Origin of the sequence: Cupriavidus phytohabitans, assembly GCF_000426345.1 — a bacterium.
GTDB lineage: Bacteria > Pseudomonadota > Gammaproteobacteria > Burkholderiales > Burkholderiaceae > Cupriavidus.
Window position 1 is genome coordinate 1 of the sequence record NZ_AUFE01000073.1, and the last position, 21,497, is coordinate 21,497.

The following is a 21,497-nucleotide window of genomic DNA, read 5'->3' on the forward strand; positions in this document are numbered from 1 at the left end:
AGGCCATATCCGCATGGGCCCGCCTCGTAGACGATGCGGATCCGGCGCGCTTTAGACTGCAGGCGCTTGCACAGGCGATCGATATCGGCCTTCGAGGTACCGATCCTGCCAAGCAGTTCGACCTCGCCCGCGCCGAGTGCGTAAGCGACCGTGATCGAGTCCTTATGGACGTCCAAGCCGACATACAGCGTGCTATCGTGTTCCATGCTGGCCTCCGCGCTGGAAATCGCCTGGGTGTGGCACTGTCCACACCGTGCGGCTCTGGCAGTCATGCTAACCCGCGTTTGATTCCTCGCGGCAGGCCAGCCTTTTGCCCCACCCTAGGGGAGTCATACTGACTAATTCCGGTTCCCCTGCATTGGGCGTCCTTCGCACGCCTACCCCTTGCGCTTGCGCGGGATACTGTATAAATATACAGTTATCGTAAATCTCCGATGTCCTCACTTTCCGTGGGGGACTTTGACTTCACATGCCTGCGCAATCGTACGCAGCCCCGCCGGCGGCGGAGGGTCTTCTTTTCCCTGCGCCGAGGCCGGCCGGGCCCGCAGCCACAGCAACCCCAGCAGCCCCCGCAGCCCCCGCTACGCGGCAGCAGGCGCTGTCGGCGCTCGAGCAGCGCTATCCGGGCCTGTGGCGCGCCGGCCAGCTTGGCCGTGCCGGCAGTGCCGCGGTGTGCCCGACCGGGTATGACGCGCTCTCGGCCGAACTGCCCGGCGGCGGCTGGCCGGCGGGCGGACTGACCGAACTGCTGAGCACGCAGGGTGGAGCGGGCGAGTTGCGCCTGCTGCTGCCGGCGCTGCGCGCGCTGGCCGGGGCGGGGCGCCGCATCGCGCTGGTGGCGCCGCCTTGCCTGCCCAATGCGATGGGCCTGGCGGCGGCCGGCCTGCCGGCACGCCAGCTGTACTGGCTGCGCCCACCGGCCGGGGCAGCCAAGGCCGCGCAGGCCGACATGCTGTGGGCGGCCGAACAGGTGCTGCGCAGCCAGGCCTTCGGCGGCGTGCTGGTGTGGCTGCCAGCGGCCCGGGCCGAGGCGCTGCGCCGGCTGCAGGTGCTGGCCCAGGCGGGCGACGCGGTGGTGTGGGCGCTGCGCCCGGCCGCGGCGCTGCGCGAATCGTCGCCGGCGGTGCTGCGCCTGCTGCTGGCGCCGCAACCGGGCAATGTGCTGTCAATCACCTTCCACAAGCGGCGCGGCCCGGTGCGCGATACCCCGTTGCTGCTGCGCCTGGGCGGGATGGAAGCGGCCACGCGCACGGCCGCCTGGCCCCTGCCCGCCGGCGCCCCGGCCGGCGCGCGCTCCGTTGTGTCTCCCGTTGTGTCTTCGTCTTCTCAGTCTTCTCCCGATGCCGTACTGGATCGCGGTGCACCTGCCGCGACTGCCCCTGGACGCACTGCAGCCCAACTGGCCTGAGCCGGTTGCCTCCAGCCCATCCTCCGTCACCGGCACGCTGCACCATGCGCTGCCGGTGGCGGTGATGGCGCAGGAGCAGGTGGTGCTGGCCAACGGTCCCGCGATGCAGTTGGGCGTGCGCTACGGCATGCGCCGCGGCGGCGTGCAGGCGCTGTCGGCGGACATCGTGCAGCTGGAGCGCGACCCGGTCGCGGAAGACGCGCTGATGGAAACGGTGGCGCTGGCGCTGCTGCGCTTCACGCCGGCCGTGACGCTGGACGAGGAGCCGGAATCGGCCACGGTGATGCTCGACGTCACCGCCAGCCTGCGCCTCTTTGGCGGCCACCGCGCGCTGTGCCGCGCCGTGCGCGCCTGCGTGCGCCAGCTCGGCACCATTGCCCAGGTGGGCAGCGGCCCGACCGCGCACGGCGCTGCCTGGCTGGCGCGCCAGCCGCTGCGGCGCACCCGCCGCGGCGTGGTGCGGCCCGCGCGCCGGGCGGTGGGCATGGCGCGCCTGCACCGGCTGCTCGACCGCCTGCCGGTCGAGGCGCTGCACACGCTGGCCGACCCGGCCTGGCTCGACGGCATCGGCTGCCGCACGCTGGGCGAGGTGCGGCGCCTGCCGCGCGCCGGCCTGACGCGGCGGCTGGGCCCGGCGCTGCTGGCACGGCTGGACCAGGCCTATGGCCAGGCCCCGGCGCGCTTTGTCTGGTACGCGGCGCCGCCCACGTTCGCGCAGCGCATGGACCTGCCCGGGCGCATCGAATCCGCCGAAGGCGTGCTGGCAGGCACGCAGCGCCTGCTGCTGGCGCTGGCCGGCTGGCTGGCGCTGCTGCAGGCCGGCGTCACGCGCTGCGTGCTGGTGCTGGAGCATGAGCGCTACCGGCGCGGCTTCGATACCGAAGGGACTCCGGTCGCGCTCGGCCTGGCCCAGCCCAGCCGCGACCCCGCGCACCTGTCGCGGCTGCTGCGCGAGAAGCTCGACAAGCTCAACTTCCACGCCCCGGTCACCGGCCTGGCGCTGCGCGTGGAAGCAATGCAGGCCTGCGTGCCGCAGAGCGATGCGCTGTTCCCCGAACCCGGCGGCACGCCGGAAGACCTGGGCCGCCTGCTTGATACGCTGATGGCGCGGCTTGGCCGCGATAACGTGCTGCAGCCGCGGCCGCTGGCCGACCACCGGCCCGAGCGCGCCAACCGCTGGGTGCCGGTCGACGAACCCCAGCCCGGCGCCAAGGCCGCCGCCATGCCGGGCCCGTTGCCGGAGCGCCCGCTGTGGCTGCTGCCGCAACCGCTGCCGCTGCCGGTGCAACAGCACCGCCCCAGCCACGGCGGGCCGCTGGCGCTGCTGAGCCGGCCCGAGCGCATCGAGGCCGGCTGGTGGGACGGCGCGCTGGCCACGCGCGATTACTTCATCGCCGAGCGCGCCGACGGCCTGCGCTGCTGGATCTATCGCGAGCGCCCCGGCCACGGCGCGGACGAGGGCAGCGAATACCGCTGGTTCCTGCACGGGTTGTTCGCATGACGCCGGTGATTCCTTCGCTGCCCGGCCTGCTGCCCGCGCTGCCAGACTACGTGGAGCTGCACTGCATCTCCAACTTCACCTTCCTCACCGGCGCCTCGCACCCGGGCGAGCTGATCGAACGCGCCTTCGGCCTCGGCTACCGCGGGCTGGCGCTGACCGATGAATGCTCGGTGGCCGGCACCGCGCGCGCCCACGATGCGATCCAGACGCTGCGCAAGCGCCTGCACGACGCGGTGGCCCGCAGCGCGGCGCGCGGCGCGGAGGCAGACATCGACGAGCCGCTGCTCGATCCCGAGGTCGACGCCGAACCCGACGGCGATGATCCCGCCGCGCACGCCAGCCGCCACCAGCGGCTGCAGGCGCTGGCCACCGCCGCCGACGGCTTCGCGCTGCTGATCGGCAGCCGCTTCACCCTGCCGCCGGCCGATGGCTCCGAACGCACCGACCGCCCGCCGCTGCGGCTGGTGCTGATTGCCCAGCACCGCGACGGTTTCGGCAACCTGTCGGAGTTGATCACGCTGGGTCGCCGCCGTGCGCAGAAGGGCAGCTACCGCCTGCATCCCGAAGACATCGCAGCGCCGACCGGCGACGAAGCCCACCTGCGCGGCATGCCGGGCTGCCTGGCATTGCTGCTGCCCGACTATTGCGCCGATCCCGAACTGCTGCGCGAACAGGCGCAGTGGTGCCGCGATGTCTTCGGCGAGCGCGCGTGGATCGCACTGGAACTGCTGCAAGGCCATGCCGACGGCTTGCACCGCGCGCGCCTGGAAGCGGTGTCGTCGCAGACCGGCGTGCCGCTCGCCGCCGCCGGCGCGGTCACCATGCACGTGCGCTCGCGCAAGCCGCTGTCCGACGTGATGACCGCGATCCGGCTCGGCCAGCCGCTGGCCGAATGCGGCATGGCGCTGGCGCCCAATGCCGAGCAGCACCTGCGCATGCGCCAGGTGCTGTCGCGCCTGTACCCGCGCGATGCGCTGGCGCAGACGCTGATGATTGCCGCGCAGTGCGATTTCTCGCTGGGCATGCTGCGTTATGAATATCCCGAGGAGCTGGTGCCACCGGGCTTTACCCCGATCTCTTACCTGCGCGCGGAAGTGGAGCGCGGCAAGGCCGAACGTTTTCCCAATGGCCTGAAGCCGGAATGGGAAAAGCAGCTGGAGGAAGAGCTGCAACTGATCGAGGAAAAGCAGTACGAACCATTCTTCCTCACCGTGCACGACATCGTGCGCTTTGCGCGCGCCAACGACATCCTCTGCCAGGGCCGCGGCTCGGCCGCCAACTCGCTGGTGTGTTTCTGCCTGTATGTGACCGAGGTCAGTCCCGAGCAGGCCAACCTGCTGTTCGGCCGCTTCCTGTCGCGCGAGCGCGATGAGCCGCCCGATATCGACGTCGACTTCGAGCACCAGCGGCGCGAAGAGGTGATCCAGTACATCTACCAGAAGTACGGCCGCCACCGTGCCGCGCTGGCGGCGTCGCTGATCACCTACCGTTCGCGCAGCGCGCTGCGCGACGTGGGCCGCGCGCTGGGCATCGACGCGAGCGTGGTCGAGCAGGTGGTCAAGGGCCAGGCCTGGTGGGACGGCCCCGGCTTCGTGGAGAAGATCGCGCGCTACGGGCTCGATCCCGACTCGCCGGCGGTGCAGCAGTGGGCCAGCCTGACCGCGCAGCTGCGTGGCTTTCCGCGCCATTTGTCGCAGCACGTGGGCGGCTTCGTGATCGCGCGCCACAAGCTGTCGCGGCTGGTGCCGATCGAGAACGCGGCCATGGCGGACCGCAGCGTGATCCAGTGGGACAAGGATGATCTGGAATCGCTTGGCCTGCTCAAGGTCGATGTGCTGGCGCTCGGCATGCTGTCGGCGATCCGGCGCGCGCTGGAGATGATCCCCAACCCCAGCGAGGATCCCGCGCGCGCGGGCCTGCCGGCGCGCATGGAAGACATCCCGAAGGAGGATAAAGATACCTACAGCATGATCTGCAAGGCCGACACCATCGGTGTGTTCCAGATCGAATCGCGCGCGCAGCAGTCGATGTTGCCGCGGCTGCAGCCGCGCGAATACTATGACCTGGTGGTCGAGGTGGCGATCGTGCGCCCCGGCCCGATCCAGGGCGGCATGGTCCATCCCTACCTGAAGCGTCGCGAAGCATTCCGCCGCACCGGCAAGCCGCCGGTCTATTTCAATAGCGTGATCGAGAAGGTGCTGGGCCGCACGCTGGGCGTGCCGATCTTCCAGGAGCAGGTGATGCAGCTGGCCATCGACGCCGCCGGTTTCTCGCCGGGGCAGGCCGACCAGCTGCGGCGCTCGATGGCCGCGTGGCGGCGGCGCGGCGACTTGCGCCAGCACCAGGACGCGCTGGTGCGCGCGCTGACCGGCAATGGCTATCCGGAATCGTTCGCGCTGGCGATCTGCAAGCAGATCGAGGGGTTTGGCGAATACGGCTTCCCGGAGAGCCATGCGGCCAGTTTTGCCAAGCTGGTGTACGTGAGTTCGTGGCTCAAGTGCCACCATCCCGCGGCCTTCCTGTGCGCGCTGCTGAACAGCCAGCCAATGGGGTTCTATTCGCCGTCGCAACTGGTGCAGGATGCGCAGCGGCATGATGTGGTGGTATTGCCGGTGGATGTCACGCTGAGCCGATTGGAAAGCACGCTGGAGCCGGTGGTGGCCGATGCGCCGCCGTGCGTGCGTCTCGGCCTGAACCGGGTCAAGGGCATGCGCAAGGAGGCCGCGCTGCGGATCGAGGATGCGCGTGCAAAGCGTGCGTTCGACAGCGTGGAAGACCTGGCGCTGCGTGCCGCGCTGGATCGGCATGATATCGACGCGCTGGCCGCTGCAGACGCGCTGGCGCCGCTTGCCGGTCATCGTCGGCAGGCGCGGTGGCAGGCACGTGCGGCGGCTGAGCACGCGGCGCACCGCGATCTGCTGTATGAAGCCCCGCCCGCCGAGGACGCGCTGGCACTACCCGCGCCGCGGCTCGGAGAAGACGTCGCGGCAGACTATGCCAGCCTGGGGCTGTCGCTCAAGTCGCACCCGCTGGCCTTGCTGCGGCCACGGCTGGCGGCCATGCGCTTTGCCACCGCCAGCCAGCTCGCGCGCTGCGGCAACGGCCGGCGCGTGCGCGCTTGCGGCATCGTCACCGTACGCCAGCGGCCCGCTACGGCCAGCGGCACCATCTTCGCGACCATCGAGGATGAGACCGGCAGCATCAACCTGATCCTGTGGCCAGACCTGGTCGAGCGCCAGCGCAAGGAGGTGCTGGGCGCGGCCTTGCTGGGCGTGGTGGGTACCTGGCAGCGGCAGGGGGACATACAGCACCTGGTGGCCAGGGAGCTGGTGGATTTGAGTCCGATGCTGGGGAGGTTGATGGTGGGAAGTCGGGATTTCCATTGATTACCGGCTTTCCCCATTGCCGGCATTGCCGGCATTGCCGCTATGAAAATCAGTTCCGGAGCACGGCCCTCTCCATTCCCGCTCGGTGACGTGACACGTTCCCCCATCAGCGCCACTTGTCCGACGACGAACTCCATGCATTTCCTTTCCCGATTGAATTCCATACAGTGGAATTGTGGGGCTGTGGAATCGCCCGGCAAGGCCTAAGCTGTCTCCAACAAAGCCAGGTCGGCTTCATTGCTGGTCGAAACCAGCTTGGACAGGCCGATGCCGCGCGCCGCGGCACGTGACAGCAAGGCGCCGAGGATGCCGCCGCTTTGCGACACCACGCCGATGGCCGGTAGCCCCACGCTGCCGTTGCCGGACCTCGCCGCCTTTGGCACCGGCTCGATCGACGAAGCCGCCGCCAAGACCCTGTTCGCCAGTTTCGGTGTCCCGGTTGCCAGGGAGGCCGTAGTTGCAGATGGCGATGAGGCGGTGGCGGCCGCGCAAGCCTTCTGCGGCAATGTCGTGCTGAAGATCCTGTCGGCCGAGATCACCCACAAGAGCGATGTCGGCGGCGTGGCCGTCAATGTCCCGCCTGCGGAGGTGGCAAGCCGGCTGGCAAGAATGGCGAGCGATGTGCAGTTGGCCACGGGGATCGCGCCCCAACGCTTTCTGGTGCAGGAAATGGTCAAGGGCGGCGTCGAAGTGATCCTCGGCATGCACCGCGACGCGCTCGGCACCGCGATCCTGCTCGGCATGGGCGGCGTGACCGCGGAACTGTTCGGCGATACCACGTTGCGGCTGCTGCCCGGCGGGCGCGGGCTGACCCGTGAGGCAGCGCTGGCGATGATCGGTCGCTTGAAGACGGTCCCGCTGCTGCAGGGCTTCCGTGGCCGGCCGAAGGCCGATGTGGAGGCGCTGGCCGACGCGATCGTCGCCTTCTCGCGCATGGTCGCCACGCTTGGCGAGCGGCTGGTGGAGGCTGAGATCAATCCGCTGTTCGTCCTGCCCCAGGGGCAAGGCGTGGTGGCCGCCGATGGTGTTGCGCTGCTGGCCGGCAACGACAAGATCTGACAAGGCCTGCGGTATGATTTCCTGTCATGCCAAACAGCATCGTCAACACCGAACGCATCAAGCCAGGCCAGGGCAAGGCGACGCCCAATCGCTCGCTCGAACGTGGCATCGCTATCCTGCGCGCCTTCCGCGCCGGCTCATCCGTGCTCGGCAACAGTGAAATTGCCGAGCGCACCGGCTTGTCCCGATCGACGGTCAGCCGCCTGACACAGTCGTTGATCGAGACCGGCATGCTCGAGTACATCCCGCAGTTCCGCGCCTACCGGCTCGGTGTGCCGGTCCTCAGCATGGCGCATGCCATGCGCGACAGCTCGCGGGTTCTGCAGGCCGCGACACCGTTGATGGTAGCGCTTGCCATGCGGCACAAGATCAATGTCGGACTGGCGGTCGCTGACACGGACGAGATGGTCTACCTCGAGTCGTTCCGCTACAACCGGCGCCAGTCCTTGCGTACGGTGGTAAGTGGTCAGCGCATCCCCATGGCGCTGACCTCCCTTGGCCGCGCGCATCTCGCAACGCTGGCACCACAGGCTTTCAACGCGATGATGGCGTCCATGGCCGAGAAGCACCGGCGCCGCGGCTGGACCCAACTACGGCGGGAAATCGAAGCCGCGGTCTCTTCCGTGCATGAGAAGGGCTACTGCGTTGCCTCATGGCAACCGCAGGTCGTGGCCATGGCCACGCCAATGCGCTTTGACGGCTATGGCGTCCATGTGTTGAACGTCAGCGTATCTACGCAGCAGGATGCGGGTGAGGTTGAGGCCGCGCTGGCCCAGCCCCTGATGGAGCTTGCAAAGGCGATACAGGAGCGGCTGTCGCAGGCGCAATAGCAGAAACCGCCTGCTTTTACCGAGCCGTTTGGGTCTCGATGAGAGCCACCACTACTCAATCATCTCCAGCTCGTTTTCGGCACACCATTGCCTCAGCGCGCTTTTGAGAGACTCCGCTTCACCCATCACCCCCAGCCCGCACCCTCAAAACTCATAATTAACAGAAAAATCAAAAACCCCATTAGTCGCCTTCCGCGTGATCGGGCTATCCGCCGCATCCCCCGTGAGCTGCGAGATGGCCACGTCAGACGTGGCAAACCAATGCCTGGTGAAGTACCACACCGCACTGACGCCGAACCCATACGACCTGATCCCGCCGCGCGCGTGGAACGCGGGCCGGTTGGCCCGGGCCTGCGACTGGCTGACGCCGTACCAGGCGTTCATGTAGCGCGAATCGGCCAGCGTGACGGTCGGCCCTGCAAACCAGAAGAACCTCTCCGAGCTGCCCGGCATCGGCATATAGGCACCGATGTCGCCGACCCAGCCATCGCTGCCGCCCAGGCTGCGCCGTGCATCGATGCGCAGCACCAGCGGGAATTCCTTAGATACGGCGTATTCCGCGAACAGCTTGCCTTCCGGCGCGGGGTTGATATTGCCCATGCCGTCCAGGTGCGGCGAATCATTTTGCCCGCGCCGGCCAAGGTTGTACGTCAGCGCAATGCCGGCGCGCCAGTTCTTGCCGCGCAGCACATTGACGCCGAGCCCTTCGCCGATCGAAGCGAAAGCGAGATCGCGGTAGCGGATATCGATGCTGGGACCACCCACGACGATGTATTCCGACGACCCGTCATAGCGCGGCCGCAACATGGCCGCGGCGCCCAGGCGGACCTGCCAGTCCGGGATGTCGTCCTGGAACAGCTTCTGCAGCGGGATACCGGCCGAGAACTGCCATTCGGCCAGCGGCGCCGGGGTCTGGGCGCTGGCCGCGGCGGGGCAGAGCGCGGCGGCGGAAGCCGCCATCAGGATGGCGAGGCACGGGGACGGACGCTTCGGGGCGGATACGGTCACGGCAGCCTCCAGGCCCGCTGGGCGGGCGGACAGGTTGCGGGCACGGGGCCCGTGGGCGACATCTTTCCATCGGATGGGCGCTTGCGCAACCACAAGCTTACCCACCGGGCGTCAGCCCAGCAGCTTGTCGGGCGTCAGCGGCAGGTCGCGCACGCGCCGTCCGGTCGCGTGGTACACGGCATTGGCAATGGCTGCGGCAACCCCCACGATGCCGATTTCGCCGATGCCCTTGGTGCCCAGCGCATTGATATGCGGGTCGTACCCGTCCAGCATGACGACCTCGATCTCGCCCACGTCGGCGCTGACCGGCACATGGTATTCGGCGAGGTTGGCATTGGCCACGCGGCCGGTGGCGAGGTCCAGCTCGCTCTTCTCATGCAGCGCCATGCCGATGCCCCAGACGATGCCGCCCACCAGCTGGCTATGCGCGGTCTTGCGGTTCAGCACGCGGCCCACGTCGTAGCAGCCGACCACGCGCTGCACGCGGATCTCGCCCAGGTCGGGATCGACATGCACCTCGGCGAAGACCGCGCCGAAGGCATGCATCGAGTATTGCTTGCGCTCATCGCCTGGCTCGGCGCTGGCGTGGGCTTCGATGACCTGGCCGCCGGCGCGCGTGATGACCGCGCCGACCTGCTCGCGGCGCGACGGATCGCTGCGCATCCGCAGCCAGCCGTCCACGACTTCCACGTCATCCGGACGCGCGCCGGACAGCGGCGAGGCGGGGTCGGCCACGGCCTGCGCCACCAGCTTGCCGCGCACTGCGGTGGCGGCCTGCTGCACCGCCGGCGCGACACTGGCCACCGATTGCGAACCGCCCGAAACCGGCGCCTCCGGGAAATCCGTATCGCCCAGTTCGAAGCGCACGCGCTCCGGCGGCAGGCCGAGCGCGTCGGCGGCCACCTGTGTCATCACGGTATAGGTGCCGGTACCCAGGTCTTGCGAACCACTGCGCACCAGCGCCGTACCATCCGGCAGGATCCGCGCCATGGCGTTCGCGCCCGAGCGGTTGGCGGGATAGGTGGCGGTGGCCATGCCCAGCCCGACCAGCTTGCCGTCGGCCTGCATCGAGCGCGGTTTCGGATCGCGGCGCGACCAGTCAAAGCGCTCTGCCGCCACGCGATAGCATTCGCGCAGCGATTTGCTGGAGAAGGGCTTCTGCCTGTGCGGATCGGCATCCGCGTGGTTGCGCAGGCGCAAATCGACCGGATCGATGCCGAGCCGTGCGGCCAGTTCATCCAGCGCGCACTCCAGTGCAAAGCTTCCCGGCGCTTCGCCCGGCGCACGCATGAAGGTGGTGGTGCCGATATGCTGCCGCGCCAGCCGGTGACTGGTCTGCTGGTTGGGGCAGGCATACAGCGAGCGCGTCAGCACGGCACAGGTCTCAAGCCATTCCTCGATCATCGACGTATTGCTGACCACGTCGTGGCGCAGCGCCTTCAGGCGGCCATCGTCACCGCTGGCGGCGACCACGTGCTGCTCGGTGACTGGCCGCGCCCCCACCGGGCCAAACATCTGCACGCGTTCGACCACCAGTTTGACCGGCCTGCCGGCTGCGCGCGCGGCCATGGCCGCCAGCACCACGTGCGACCACATCGAACCCTTGCAGCCGAAGCCTCCGCCGACGAAGGGGCAGCGCACCCGTACCTTGCCGGCCGGAATGCCGAGCGTGGCCGCTACCGCCTTGCGCACGCCGGTGACGTACTGGGTTGAGTCGTACAGCGTGAGGCCGTCGCCGTCCCAGGCGGCGATGGTGGCATGCGGTTCCATCGGGTTGTGGTGCTCCATCGGCGTGGTGTAGACCTCGTCGATGGTCGTGCTCGCTGCATGCAGCGCGGCGTCGACATTGCCGCGATGGCTGTCGGCCTGGCCGGCGTCTTCTCCCTGCGGCTTGCCGGCGTGCACGCGCGCCTGCGCGAAGTCCAACACGGCCGGCTGCTCGCGATAGCGGACCACCAGCCGCGCCGCCGCATCGCGCGCCTGCTCCAGCGTATCGGCCACGACCACGGCGATGGGCTGGTTGTTGTAGTGCACCGTGGTGTCCTGCAGCAGCGACATCACGTGGCCGGCGGTCGGCGTATCGGCCCCGGTCTTGCCGCCCTTGGGCAGCTTCGGCGCGTTGAAGGGTGTCATGACCAGCCGGACGCCCGGCAACTGCTCGCACGCGGCGCTGTCGATCGATTCCACCTTGCCGTGCGGGATGGTGCTGGTGACCATCACCGCGTGGACCAGTCCCGGCAGGACATGGTCGGCTGTGTAGCGTGCGCGGCCGGTGACCTTGAGCACGCCGTCGGTGCGGTCGATGGGGGCCCCGGTAACGCTCATTGCCATGCTCCTTCAAGTGCCTTGCGGGCGGGCCGCCACCTGCAGCGCGCGCACCACGGCGCGTTGCGCCAGCCCGACCTTGAAGGCGTTGTGCTCATACGACCGGGCGCCATCGAGCAGCAGGCGGGCGGCGTCGGCAGCGCTGTGCGCGCTCAGAGGCCGGCCGGTCAGCGCCTGCTCGGCGGCGGGCACGCGCCAGGGCTTGTGTGCCACGCCGCCCAGCGCCAGCCGCGCGCTGCGCACGGTATGGCCGGAAAACTCGAGTGCCGCGGCCACCGAGACCAGCGCGAAGGCGAAGCTGGCCCGGTCCCGCACCTTCAGGTAGTGCGCATGGGCGGCGTACGGCGAGGGGGGCAGCTCCAGGGCCACGACCAGTTCGCCCGGCGCCAGCGTCGTGTCGATTTCGGGCTTGTCTTCCGGCAAGCGATGGAAGTCGGCGATCCGGATGCGGCGCTCGCCGCCGGGCGCGCGCACGACGATGACGGCCTCGAGCGCGGCCAGCGCCACGCACATGTCTGACGGATGCACGGCGATGCAGTGCTCGCTGGCGCCAAGGATCGCGTGCATGCGGTTGATGCCGTCGAGCGCGCCGCAGCCCGAGCCGGGCTTGCGCTTGTTGCAGGCCGGGAAGCCCGTGTCGTAGAAGTAGTGGCAGCGCGTGCGCTGCAGCAGGTTGCCGCCGACGGTCGCCATATTGCGCAGCTGCCCCGAGGCGCCGGACAGCAGCGCCTGCGCCAGCAGCGGATAACGTTCGCGCACCAGCCGCTGGTTGGCCGCGTCGGTGTTGGTAAGCATCGCGCCGATGCGCAGGCCGCCGTCTGGCAGCGTCTCGACCTGCGCCAGCGGCAGGCGGCTTACGTCGACCAGCTGTCGCGGCGCTTCGACGCCCGCCTTGACCAGGTCGATCAGGTTGGTGCCGCCGCTGACATAGCGCGCGCCCGCCTGGCTGCCGAGTTGCAGCGCTTCGTCGACGGTGTCGGGCCGCGCGTAGGAAAAGGGCTGCATGCCGCCGCCTAGCGCGTGCCTTGCTTGCCGCCGGCCTCGCGGATCGCGGCGACGATCTTGGGATAGGCGCCGCAGCGGCACAGGTTGCCGCTCATGCGCTCGCGGATCTCTTCGTCCCCAAGCGGCAGCGGGGGCGCCGCCAGCGGTTGCGCCGCGCTGGCCTCGCCGGCGCGCGCCTCGGCCTGCATGCCGACGGCGGAGCAGATCTGTCCAGGCGTGCAGAAGCCGCACTGCAGTGCGTCATGCGCGACAAAGGCCGCCTGCACCGGGTGCAGCGCGTCGCCGTCGGACAGGCCTTCGATGGTGGTAAGTTCACGTCCCTCTTGCATCACGGCCAGCGTCAGGCAGGACTGGATGCGCCGCCCGTCGCTGAGGACCGTGCAGGCGCCGCACTGGCCCCGGTCACAGCCTTTCTTGGTGCCGGTCAGGTGCATCACTTCGCGCAGCGCGTCGAGCAACGTAGTGCGCGGCTCGAGTTGCATGGTGTGGAATTGGCCGTTGATCCTGAGCGTGACGGGTCGCGCGGCGCTGCCTGCAGGCGCGGAGGCAGCGTGCGGGGAGGGGTCCTTGTGTTCGGACATTGTGCTGGCCTTTTGTGGACGGGGCGGCACCATGGGGATGGTGCCACGCCTGACAGTGCAGCAAGAAGGACAGCAAATTCGGTGCCCGGCGGCGGGGCAGGCCAGTATCGGCAGCGGTGCCGCCGCGTGCGTCAGAACTCCACGGAGGCTTGTAGAAATTACGCTCGCGCTAGTCGGCGAGCAAAAAGAAAAGCGGCGCACGATGGCGCCGCCCTTGGCATTGTCAGCGGGGCCGGAACGCCTTAGCCCTTCAGCACGCTGCCGATGGCCTTCGCCACGATCCCCACGTTGCGCTCGTTCAGGCCGGCCACGCACATGCGGCCCGAGCGCAGCAGGTAAACACCATGCTGCTCGCGCAGGCGCTCGGCCTGGTCGGCGCTCAGTCCGGTGTAGGTGAACATGCCGCGCTGCGTCAGGTAGCGCGACAGCGCCTCGCCGCTGACATGGTCGCGCAGGTTGTGGTGGATCGCTTCACGCATGCGCGCGATGCGGCCGCACATCTGGGCCAGTTCTTCTTCCCACAGCTGGCGCAACTCGGGCGTGGTCAGCACCTTGGCCACCACGCGCGCGCCGTGCGTCGGCGGGTTGCTGTAGTTGGCGCGCACCGCGCCGGTCAGCTGGCCCAGCACGTTGGCCGCTTCCCCGGCGGTGTTGCAGAGCACGCTCAGGCCGCCGCAGCGCTCGCCATACAGCGAGAAGTTCTTCGAGAACGAGTTCGCCACCAGGCAAGGCACGTCCTGCGCGACCAGTTCGCGGATCGCAAAGGCATCGTCATCCAGGCCGGCGCCGAAGCCCTGGTAGGCCATGTCGACGAAGGGCAGCAGCTTGTTGGCCTTGATCAGCGCGATCAGCTGGCGCCACTGGTCCGGGTTCAGGTCCACGCCGGTCGGGTTGTGGCAGCAGGCGTGCAGCAGCACGATGCTTTGCGCGGGGATAGCGCGCAGCGCGTCCATCATCGCGTCGAACTTCAGGCCGCCGGTGGCGTCGTCGTAGTACGGGTAGGTGTTGACGGTGAAGCCCGCGCGCTCGAACACCACGCGGTGGTTTTCCCAGCTCGGATCGCTGATCCACACCTGCGACTGCGGGTAGTAGCGCTTGAGGAAGTCCGCGCCCACGCGCAGCGCGCCGGAGCCGCCCAGCGTCTGCAGCGTGGCAAGGCGGCCGGCAGCGCGCGCCGGCGAGTCTTCGCCGAACACCAGCGCCTGTACCGCGCTGCGGTAGCCCACCAGGCCCGACATCGGCAGGTAGGGACGCGGGCCCATGTCCGCCAGCAGCGCGGCCTCGGCCCTGGCGACGGCCTGTATCACCGGCAGGCGGCCGTCGTCGTCAAAATAGATGCCGATGCTCAGGTTGACCTTGTCGGTGCGGGGATCTTTCTGGAAGTCCTCGTTGAGCGAGAGGATCGGGTCGCCGGGGAAGGCTTCGATGTGTGCGAACATGGGATGCGATGGAATCAGGTCGGAGGAGGCTGCTGCGTGGCACAGGCAGGCGCCGGGCACCGCGCAGCAAGGATTCTAACCGGCGGCGCCCGCGGGGTGCGGGCGCCGCACTGGCCGGTCAGCGCAGCTGCTGGGCGGCGACGCCGTCCTGCACCGTGGCGGCCGCGTTCTTCTGGCGCAGCAGGTAGCTGACGCCGAGGACCACCAGCCACACCGGGATCAGGTAGACCGAGAGGCGCAGGCCTTCGGTCAGGTACATCACCACCAGGATGCCGGCCAGGAACACCAGGCACAGGTAGTTGGTCAGCGGGTAGCCCCAGCTCTGGAACTTCGTGCTTTGGCCGGCGCGGCGCTTGTCGGCGCGGAACTTCAGGTGGATCAGGCTGATCATGGCCCAGTTGATGATCAGGGCCGACACCACCAGGCCCATCAGCAGCTCGAAGGCCTTGCCCGGCATGAAGTAGTTGATCACCACGCAGGCCGCGGTGGCCAGCGCCGAGAAGCCCAGCGCCGTCAGCGGGATGCCGCGCTTGTTGACCTTCAGCAGCGCCTTGGGCGCATTGCCTTGCTGGGCCAGGCCGTACAGCATGCGGCTGTTGCAGTACACGCCGCTGTTGTAGACCGACAGCGCCGCGGTCAGCACCACCACGTTCAGCACGTTGGCAACCCAGTTGCTGTTCAGCGCATGGAAGATCAGCACGAACGGGCTGCCGCCGGTGACCACGTTCTCCCACGGATACAGCGACAGCAGCACCGCCAGCGCGCCCACATAGAAGATCAGGATGCGGTAGATCACCTGGTTGGTGGCCTTGGGAATGGTCTTCTCGGGCGAATCCGCTTCCGCTGCGGTAATGCCCACCAGCTCCAGCCCGCCGAACGAGAACATGATCACCGCCATGGCCATCACCAGGCCGCCCATGCCGTTGGGGAAGAAGCCGCCGTGCTGCCACAGGTTGGCCACGCTGGCCTGCGGGCCGGCATTGCCGGACATCAGCAGGTAGCCGCCGAAGCCGATCATGCCGATGATGGCCGCGACCTTGATGATCGAGAACCAGAATTCCATCTCGCCGAAGGATTTCACGCTCGACAGGTTGATCGCATTGATCACCAGGAAGAACACCAGCGCCGAGACCCAGGTCGGGATTTCCGGCCACCAGTACTGCACGTAGATGCCGACGGCCGACAGTTCGGCCATGCTCACCAGGATATACAGCACCCAGTAGTTCCAGCCGGATAGAAAGCCGGCGAAGTGGCCGCAGTACTTGTCGGCGAAGTAGCTGAAGGAGCCGGCGACGGGCTCGTCCACTACCATCTCGCCGAGCTGGCGCATGATGAAGAACGCCACGATGCCGGCGATCGCGTAGCCCAGCAGGACCGATGGCCCCGCCATCTTGATGGTCTGGGCGATGCCCAGGAAAAGGCCGGTGCCGATGGCGCCGCCCAGCGCGATCAGCTGGATATGCCGGTTCTTCAGGCCACGCTTGAGCGTGCCGTCATTGCTGCTTGCATGCATTCAGTTGTTTCCTCTACCCATTCTCATGGAATGTGGGCCCGCGCCTCTGGCTGTTTGGAGTCGGACGCTTGGGCCGGGGGACGCCACCGCCCGCGCGGCAGGGGTGACTGCCGCGTGGGAGGTTCGCTTGCCGGAACCGGCTGGTGCCTGTTACAGGCGGCCGGTCAGGGACGGCCGATGCCGGTCAGGCCTCGACCTTGAGCGTGCCGCGCTCGATCTGGTCGCGTTCCAGCGACTCGAACAGCGCCTTGAAGTTGCCTTCGCCGAAGCCTTCGTCGCCGCGGCGCTGGATGAACTCGAAGAACACCGGACCCAGTGCGGTCTTGGAGAAGATCTGCAGCAGCAGGCGGGGCTTGCCGCCTTCCGTGGTGCCGTCCAGCAGGATGCCGCGCGACTTCAGTTGCTCGACGGGCTGGCCATGGCCGGGCAGGCGCGTGTCCAGCGCTTCATAGTAGTAGTCGTTCGGCGCGGTCATCAGCGGCACGCCTGCGAGCTGCAGGTTGTCGATGACTTCGATCAGGTTGTCGGTCAGGAAGGCGATGTGCTGGATGCCCTCGCCATTGAAGGCCATCAGGAACTCTTCGATCTGGCCGGCGCCCTTGGACGATTCCTCGTTCAGCGGAATGCGGATTTTACCATCCGGCGCGGTCATGGCCTTGGAAGTCAGGCCGGTGTACTCGCCCTGGATATCGAAGTAGCGGATTTCGCGGAAGTTGAACAGCTTTTCGTAGAAATTGGCCCAATAAGCCATGCGGCCACGATAGACGTTGTGCGTCAGGTGGTCGATCAGCTTGAGGCCATGGCCGACCGGGTGGCGGTCGACGCCCTCGACGAACTCGAAGTCGATGTCATAGATCGACTTGCCTTCCTCGAAGCGGTCGATCAGGTACAGCGGCGCGCCGCCGATGCCCTTGATCGCGGGCAGGCGCAGTTCCATCGGGCCGGTCGGGATTTCCACCGGTTGCGCACCCAGTTCCAGCGCGCGGGCATAGGCCTTGTGCGAATCCTTGACGCGGAACGCCATGCCGCAGGCGCTGGGGCCGTGCTCGGCGGCAAAGTAGGCGGCGTGGCTGTGCGGCTCGCGGTTGACGATGAAGTTCACCTCGCCCTGGCGGTACAGCACAACGTCCTTGGAGCGGTGCTTCGCCACCAGCGTGAAGCCCATCTGCTCGAACAGCGGCTCGAGCACATTCGGGGTGGGCGAAGCGAATTCCACGAATTCGAAGCCCATCAGTTGCATCGGGTTGTCAAACAGGTCGGCCATGGCTTTCTCACTAAGGGGAAACTAAGGGAAGTCAATTGATTGGATCGGTGCGGCGCCGGCAGAGTGCCGTCGGGCAGGCCGGGCGCGCACTGAAGTTCGGAATTCCGGTTCAGCGCTCCGCGCCATCGGTGCTGGCACCTGGCGTGCCAGGCGGGGAAGGCAGGTTCGTGGTCATGGGGGCGTTCAGAACCGGTCAGTCGGGAAATATTATTGCAGCAGCGGCGTTGCCTGGATCGGGTGTTGCCGCCGCCAGTCATTGCTGGCCAACCCGGTTGCGGTGCTGGCTTTATGTCGCTGGCTTGGGATGCAGTGTATATTCTGCCCAGCAAAATTGGATTTCGTTAGCCACGCAGGGAAACCCTAGCTTATGAAATCAGATTGCTTGAATCCATGAAATGAGGAAACGAAAGTGCAAGCGATCGAGCTGGACCGTACCGATCGCCGCCTGCTGGCGGTATTGCAGGAGCGCGCGCGCGCCTCGAACCTGGAACTGGCCGAAGCAATTGCGCTGTCTCCGGCACAAACGCTGCGACGCCACCGCCGCCTGGAAGAGGCCGGATTGGTCAAGCGCTACGAAGCGCGGCTGGATGCCGCCGCGCTCGGGCTGGGCGTGGTTGCCTTCATCCACGTGACGATGGAGCGCGGGCATATCCGCGAGCTGTCCAACTTCAAGCGGCTGGTGGCGGAGCTGGCCCAGATCCAGGAGTGCTTTTCCGTGACCGGCGATATCGACTACGTGCTGAAGGTGGTTGCCAAGGACCTGAAGGCGTTGTCTGACTTCCTGCTCGATACGCTGATGCGTATCCCGGGCGTCAGCGCGGTCAAGTCCAGTGTCTGCCTGGACGAGATCAAATGCACCAGCGCGGTGCCGGTGGAAGCCTGAAACCGCGCGCCGGGGTTCCCGTTACTCCGAAACGGTGTCGATCCGGTCGCACGCCACGTTCAACGCGCGGCAAACGGCGCACCAGGCGGGACATGAGCCGGGCTTGTTGGTGTATGGCTCCCTGGCAGGCGGGTCGGATGGCCCCGCAGGGACCGTCATCGCCGGCCGCGGCGGCGGGTGGCCACCGCTGCAGGCGCGTGCCACCGCTTCGTCCAGGGCCTGCAGACCCACCGGCTTGACGATCACCGCATTCATGCCGGCGGCCAGCGCAGCGGCGTGATCTTCCGCCACGGCGCTGGCGGTGCAGCCGACGATTGGTACATCGCGGACCGCGTCATTGCGGGCCCGCACCGCGCGTGCGAACGCCAGGCCGTCCATCACCGGCATCGCGCAGTCGCAGACGACGACATCGAACACGGCGCTATCCAGCCTGGCCAGCCCGTCACGGCCGTCTTTCGCGGTCACGACATGGTGGCCCAGATACTCCAGCTGGCGCTGCAGCAGCAGGCGGTTGGGCGCATGGTCGTCGATCACCAGGATGTGGGCACGGCAGCGCGCGCACCCTGGTATTGGCACTGGCCGCGCCGGCGCGGCAGCGATGGCGTCGGCCAGCGCCAGCGGTAGCGACACCGTCACGCGCGTGCCCTGGCCCGGCTGGCTGGCCAGTGCAATCTGTCCGCCCATCGCGCTGGCCAGCCGCTTGCAGATCGCCAGGCCGAGCCCGGTGCCGCCTGCGTGCGCGCGCGACTGGCCATGTACCTGAGCGAACGGCTCGAACAGCCGCGCCTGCGCCGTCGGTTGTATGCCGATGCCAGTATCGGCAACGGTCAGCGTCACGTCTTGCTTGCCGTCCCCGGCCGGCTCGGCTGCCAGTTGGATATGAATCGTTCCGCGGTCGGTAAAGCGCACGGCGTTGGACACCAGGTTGCCCAGGATCTGCCGGAAGCGCAGGCCGTCGACCTGGTGCAGCGGCGCGACGCCGGCGCCGGTTTCGCTGGTCAGCGTCAGTCCCTTCTGCTCGGCCACGGGACCAAAGATCAGCAGAGTGTCGTTGACCAGCGCCGGCAGCGATGCCGGCGCCGGGTGGATACTGAACTTGCCGGCCTCCATCTTTGACAGGTCCAGGATGTCGTCGATCAGTGCCAGCAATCCAAGCGCCGCCTGATGCGCTGTCACCAGTTGCAGGCGTTCGTGGTCAGGCAACTGGCATTGCGCCAGGGTCAGCTCCAGCATGCCGGTGATGGCGTTCATCGGCGTGCGGATCTCATGGCTGACCGAAGCCAGGAAGGTGGATTTGGCGCGGTTGGCGGCTTCTGCCTCGGCCTTGGCGTGCGCCAGTTCGGCCAGCATGTCGTGGCGTTCGGTCAGATCGACGCAGCCGCCCGCGAGGCCCTTGACCTTGCCGTCGGCGCCGCGCAGCGGGGTAATCCAGTTGAGCACATGATGGCTGCGCCCCCGGAGCGTCAGGCAACGGTCCTTGCGCAGCGGCTTGCCCTCGTCCAGGACGTTGCGATAGTCGCGCGCCAGCTCGGCCATGTCGGTGACGATGGGATGCGCATGGCCCGGCGCATCGAGCGGCTGGCCGTGCAGCAGATCGCGCGTGGCGCCGACCAGTTCCTCATAGCTGCGGTTGCAGGTGATGAGCCGCAGCGAGGCATCGCGCAGGTAGACCGGCTGCGGGATGCCGTCAAGCAGCGCCGACTGGATCGCTACGTGGTCCTTCAGCGCACTTTCGGCGGCGCGGCGCCGGCGAACTTCGCGGTGGAGCACGGCAATCCATGCCAGCAGGCATGCGCTGAGGCCGCACAACAGCATCGCGGCCCAGCCGTACAGCTGTTCATGGGCGAGCGGTGCGGCGCACAGGGGCGCCATGGTCTGCCCCACGGCGCCGGTCGGAAAGGCGAACAGGAGCATCGCGGCCCAATGATGCAACACGGCATTTGCGTGGCGGTGGTGCGATGGGGCGAAGAATGCCGTGCGGGCGGATTTCGAGCGGACCGGCAAACAGGAAAGGCAAGTCAGGCGGGGCAAGGCGGACCAGGAAAATGCGGCTGGCATTTACTCTATGAGCCAAGCTGCACTACCTGATTCAGACACGTCCGAAAATGCGTGTGGAAATTTCCGAATCGAATGGCGACAGTGCCTAATGCGCTGCTATTGGCGGGCTTGCAGCGCAAGTTTGACCAGCGCTCGCCGACGGAATGCATGCCGGGCGAGCCCTCCGCACATTTGCGAGGGCGACCGCGGCGCTATGATTCGCGTTGCCGATCACGATGCATGCGCGCTCGCAAGTAAGACAGCTACTTGCCTGTTCACGAAGATGGGAAGATTCGTGGCACGCCTCGGAAACTTCAGGTGTATTTGTGAGCAAATGCTGAGCACAATGCAGCAACGCCTGACTGCGTGCCCCTTCACGCGGGCACAAAAAAGTTTGCTATGGAGTGAATGCAGTGGCCACTATCCTGATCGTCGACGATCATCCGCCCGTGCGAGTCGTCCTCAAGACCCACTTGTCCCAGGTTCTGGGCGTCACCCATGTACTGGAAGCGGACAATGGCCAGGCTGCCGTTGAAATCGTGCGGCAGTATGCGCCCGACGTGGTGATCCTCGACCTGGATATACCGAAGATAAATGGCCTTGACGTGATCCCCCGCCTCAAGGCCGCGCACCCGGGCGTGCGCATCCTGGTGATTTCCGGCCAGGACCAGGATACCTTTGCCCCGCGGGCGCGGCAGGCGGGCGCGCATGGCTACGTGAGCAAGACCCAGGAGCTGTCGGAAATCGTGCGCTGCGCCGAATCGGTGCTGGCCGGCTACACGGTGATGCCCGAACTCGAACGCGGCAAATCCGAGTTCGGCGACGAGGCATTGCGCCTGGCCAGCCTGTCGGACAAGGAGCTGATTATCATGCAAATGCTGGCCAAAGGCATGAGCAACAAGGAGATCGGTGAAGTCCTGTTTATTTCCAATAAGACCGTCAGCACCCACAAGACACGGATCATGGAAAAACTCGGGGCGCGCTCGATTGTGGATGTCATCGATTTTGCGCGGCGCCACCATATTGCGATCGGCTAGCATGGCAGACCTGGTTTCCCTCATATTGCCGGGGGAGGTGCTGCCCAATCCACCCAAGTTACTGTAAGCATCAACAAGCCTTATAAGCGGCATGTCGATGAGGCTTTGGGCGAGGCGGACGAGGTTTGTTGCGATCCGGTCGCACGCGATGGGCACGTGTTGCGATCAAAGCCAAGGTCTCATTCAGGGCAGCCTTGGCCCAGCGCAAGCCGAGCAGCGCC

The 21,497-nt window shown here is 67.4% G+C and carries 14 protein-coding genes and 3 pseudogenes; 7 read left to right on the plus strand and 10 right to left on the minus strand.

The window, feature by feature from the left end; all coding sequences use genetic code 11:
* Positions 1–206, minus strand: a pseudogene (locus tag K309_RS37825) (IS110 family transposase); the annotation flags it as partial.
* A 263-nt stretch (positions 207–469) separates the two neighbouring features.
* Between K309_RS37825 and imuA the strand changes: the two are divergent.
* From imuA to K309_RS0129365, 3 genes are read left to right on the plus strand one after another with little or no spacing between them, the layout of a single operon-like run.
* Positions 470–1,408, plus strand: a complete 939-nt coding sequence (imuA, locus tag K309_RS0129355) for a translesion DNA synthesis-associated protein ImuA (RefSeq protein WP_029049679.1) — start codon at positions 470–472, stop codon at positions 1,406–1,408.
* Positions 1,341–2,909, plus strand: a complete 1,569-nt coding sequence (locus K309_RS0129360; protein WP_029049680.1) for a Y-family DNA polymerase — start codon at positions 1,341–1,343, stop codon at positions 2,907–2,909. Before imuA ends, K309_RS0129360 begins: the two co-directional genes overlap by 68 nt.
* Positions 2,906–6,295: an error-prone DNA polymerase gene (locus tag K309_RS0129365; RefSeq protein ID WP_029049681.1), complete on the plus strand. Its 3,390-nt coding sequence runs from the start codon at positions 2,906–2,908 to the stop codon at positions 6,293–6,295. Before K309_RS0129360 ends, K309_RS0129365 begins: the two co-directional genes overlap by 4 nt.
* Before the next feature lie 212 nt (positions 6,296–6,507).
* Here K309_RS0129365 and K309_RS44135 read toward each other — a convergent pair.
* Positions 6,508–6,633: pseudogene (locus K309_RS44135) on the minus strand (hypothetical protein); the annotation flags it as partial.
* Positions 6,634–6,649: 16 nt separating this feature from the next.
* On the opposite strand from K309_RS44135, the pseudogene K309_RS0129375 reads away from it, so the two are divergent.
* Together K309_RS0129375 and K309_RS0129380 are read left to right on the plus strand one after the other, a co-directional pair.
* Positions 6,650–7,354 (plus strand): annotated as a pseudogene (locus K309_RS0129375) (acetate--CoA ligase family protein); the annotation flags it as partial.
* Positions 7,355–7,380: 26 nt separating this feature from the next.
* Complete coding sequence (locus K309_RS0129380; protein WP_035878575.1) at positions 7,381–8,184, plus strand: IclR family transcriptional regulator; 804 nt, start codon at positions 7,381–7,383, stop codon at positions 8,182–8,184.
* Between the two features lie 144 nt (positions 8,185–8,328).
* Here K309_RS0129380 and K309_RS0129385 read toward each other — a convergent pair whose 3' ends face one another.
* From K309_RS0129385 to hppD, 7 genes are all read right to left on the minus strand, one after another.
* Positions 8,329–9,144 carry a MipA/OmpV family protein gene (locus K309_RS0129385; RefSeq protein WP_198030875.1) on the minus strand — a complete coding sequence of 272 codons (816 nt, stop codon included), beginning with the start codon at positions 9,142–9,144 and terminating at the stop codon, positions 8,329–8,331.
* Positions 9,145–9,303: 159 nt separating this feature from the next.
* Entirely contained in the window at positions 9,304–11,517 is a 2,214-nt protein-coding gene (locus tag K309_RS0129390; RefSeq protein ID WP_029049685.1) for a xanthine dehydrogenase family protein molybdopterin-binding subunit, read from the minus strand.
* Between the two features lie 12 nt (positions 11,518–11,529).
* Positions 11,530–12,522, minus strand: a complete 993-nt coding sequence (locus K309_RS0129395) for an FAD binding domain-containing protein (RefSeq protein ID WP_029049686.1) — start codon at positions 12,520–12,522, stop codon at positions 11,530–11,532.
* An 8-nt stretch (positions 12,523–12,530) separates the two neighbouring features.
* Positions 12,531–13,103 carry a (2Fe-2S)-binding protein gene (locus K309_RS37830; RefSeq protein WP_035878577.1) on the minus strand — a complete coding sequence of 191 codons (573 nt, stop codon included), beginning with the start codon at positions 13,101–13,103 and terminating at the stop codon, positions 12,531–12,533.
* 242 nt (positions 13,104–13,345) lie between these two features.
* Entirely contained in the window at positions 13,346–14,542 is a 1,197-nt protein-coding gene (locus K309_RS0129405) for an amino acid aminotransferase (protein WP_029049687.1), read from the minus strand.
* Positions 14,543–14,660: 118 nt separating this feature from the next.
* Positions 14,661–16,055, minus strand: coding sequence for an amino acid permease (locus K309_RS0129410; RefSeq protein ID WP_029049688.1), 1,395 nt, complete (start codon positions 16,053–16,055; stop codon positions 14,661–14,663).
* A 184-nt stretch (positions 16,056–16,239) separates the two neighbouring features.
* The gene (gene hppD / locus K309_RS0129415) at positions 16,240–17,319 is read right to left on the minus strand and encodes a 4-hydroxyphenylpyruvate dioxygenase (RefSeq protein ID WP_029049689.1); all 1,080 of its coding nucleotides are present in this window, start codon (positions 17,317–17,319) and stop codon (positions 16,240–16,242) included.
* Positions 17,320–17,728: 409 nt separating this feature from the next.
* Here hppD and K309_RS0129420 point away from each other — a divergent pair, with 409 nt between their 5' ends.
* Complete coding sequence (locus K309_RS0129420; RefSeq protein ID WP_029049690.1) at positions 17,729–18,202, plus strand: Lrp/AsnC family transcriptional regulator; 474 nt, start codon at positions 17,729–17,731, stop codon at positions 18,200–18,202.
* Positions 18,203–18,223: 21 nt separating this feature from the next.
* Here K309_RS0129420 and K309_RS0129425 read toward each other — a convergent pair whose 3' ends face one another.
* The gene (locus K309_RS0129425; RefSeq protein ID WP_232232542.1) at positions 18,224–20,137 is read right to left on the minus strand and encodes a PAS domain-containing sensor histidine kinase; all 1,914 of its coding nucleotides are present in this window, start codon (positions 20,135–20,137) and stop codon (positions 18,224–18,226) included.
* A 515-nt stretch (positions 20,138–20,652) separates the two neighbouring features.
* Here K309_RS0129425 and K309_RS0129430 point away from each other — a divergent pair.
* Positions 20,653–21,276: a response regulator transcription factor gene (locus K309_RS0129430; protein ID WP_029049692.1), complete on the plus strand. Its 624-nt coding sequence runs from the start codon at positions 20,653–20,655 to the stop codon at positions 21,274–21,276.
* Positions 21,277–21,497 lie beyond the last annotated feature (221 nt).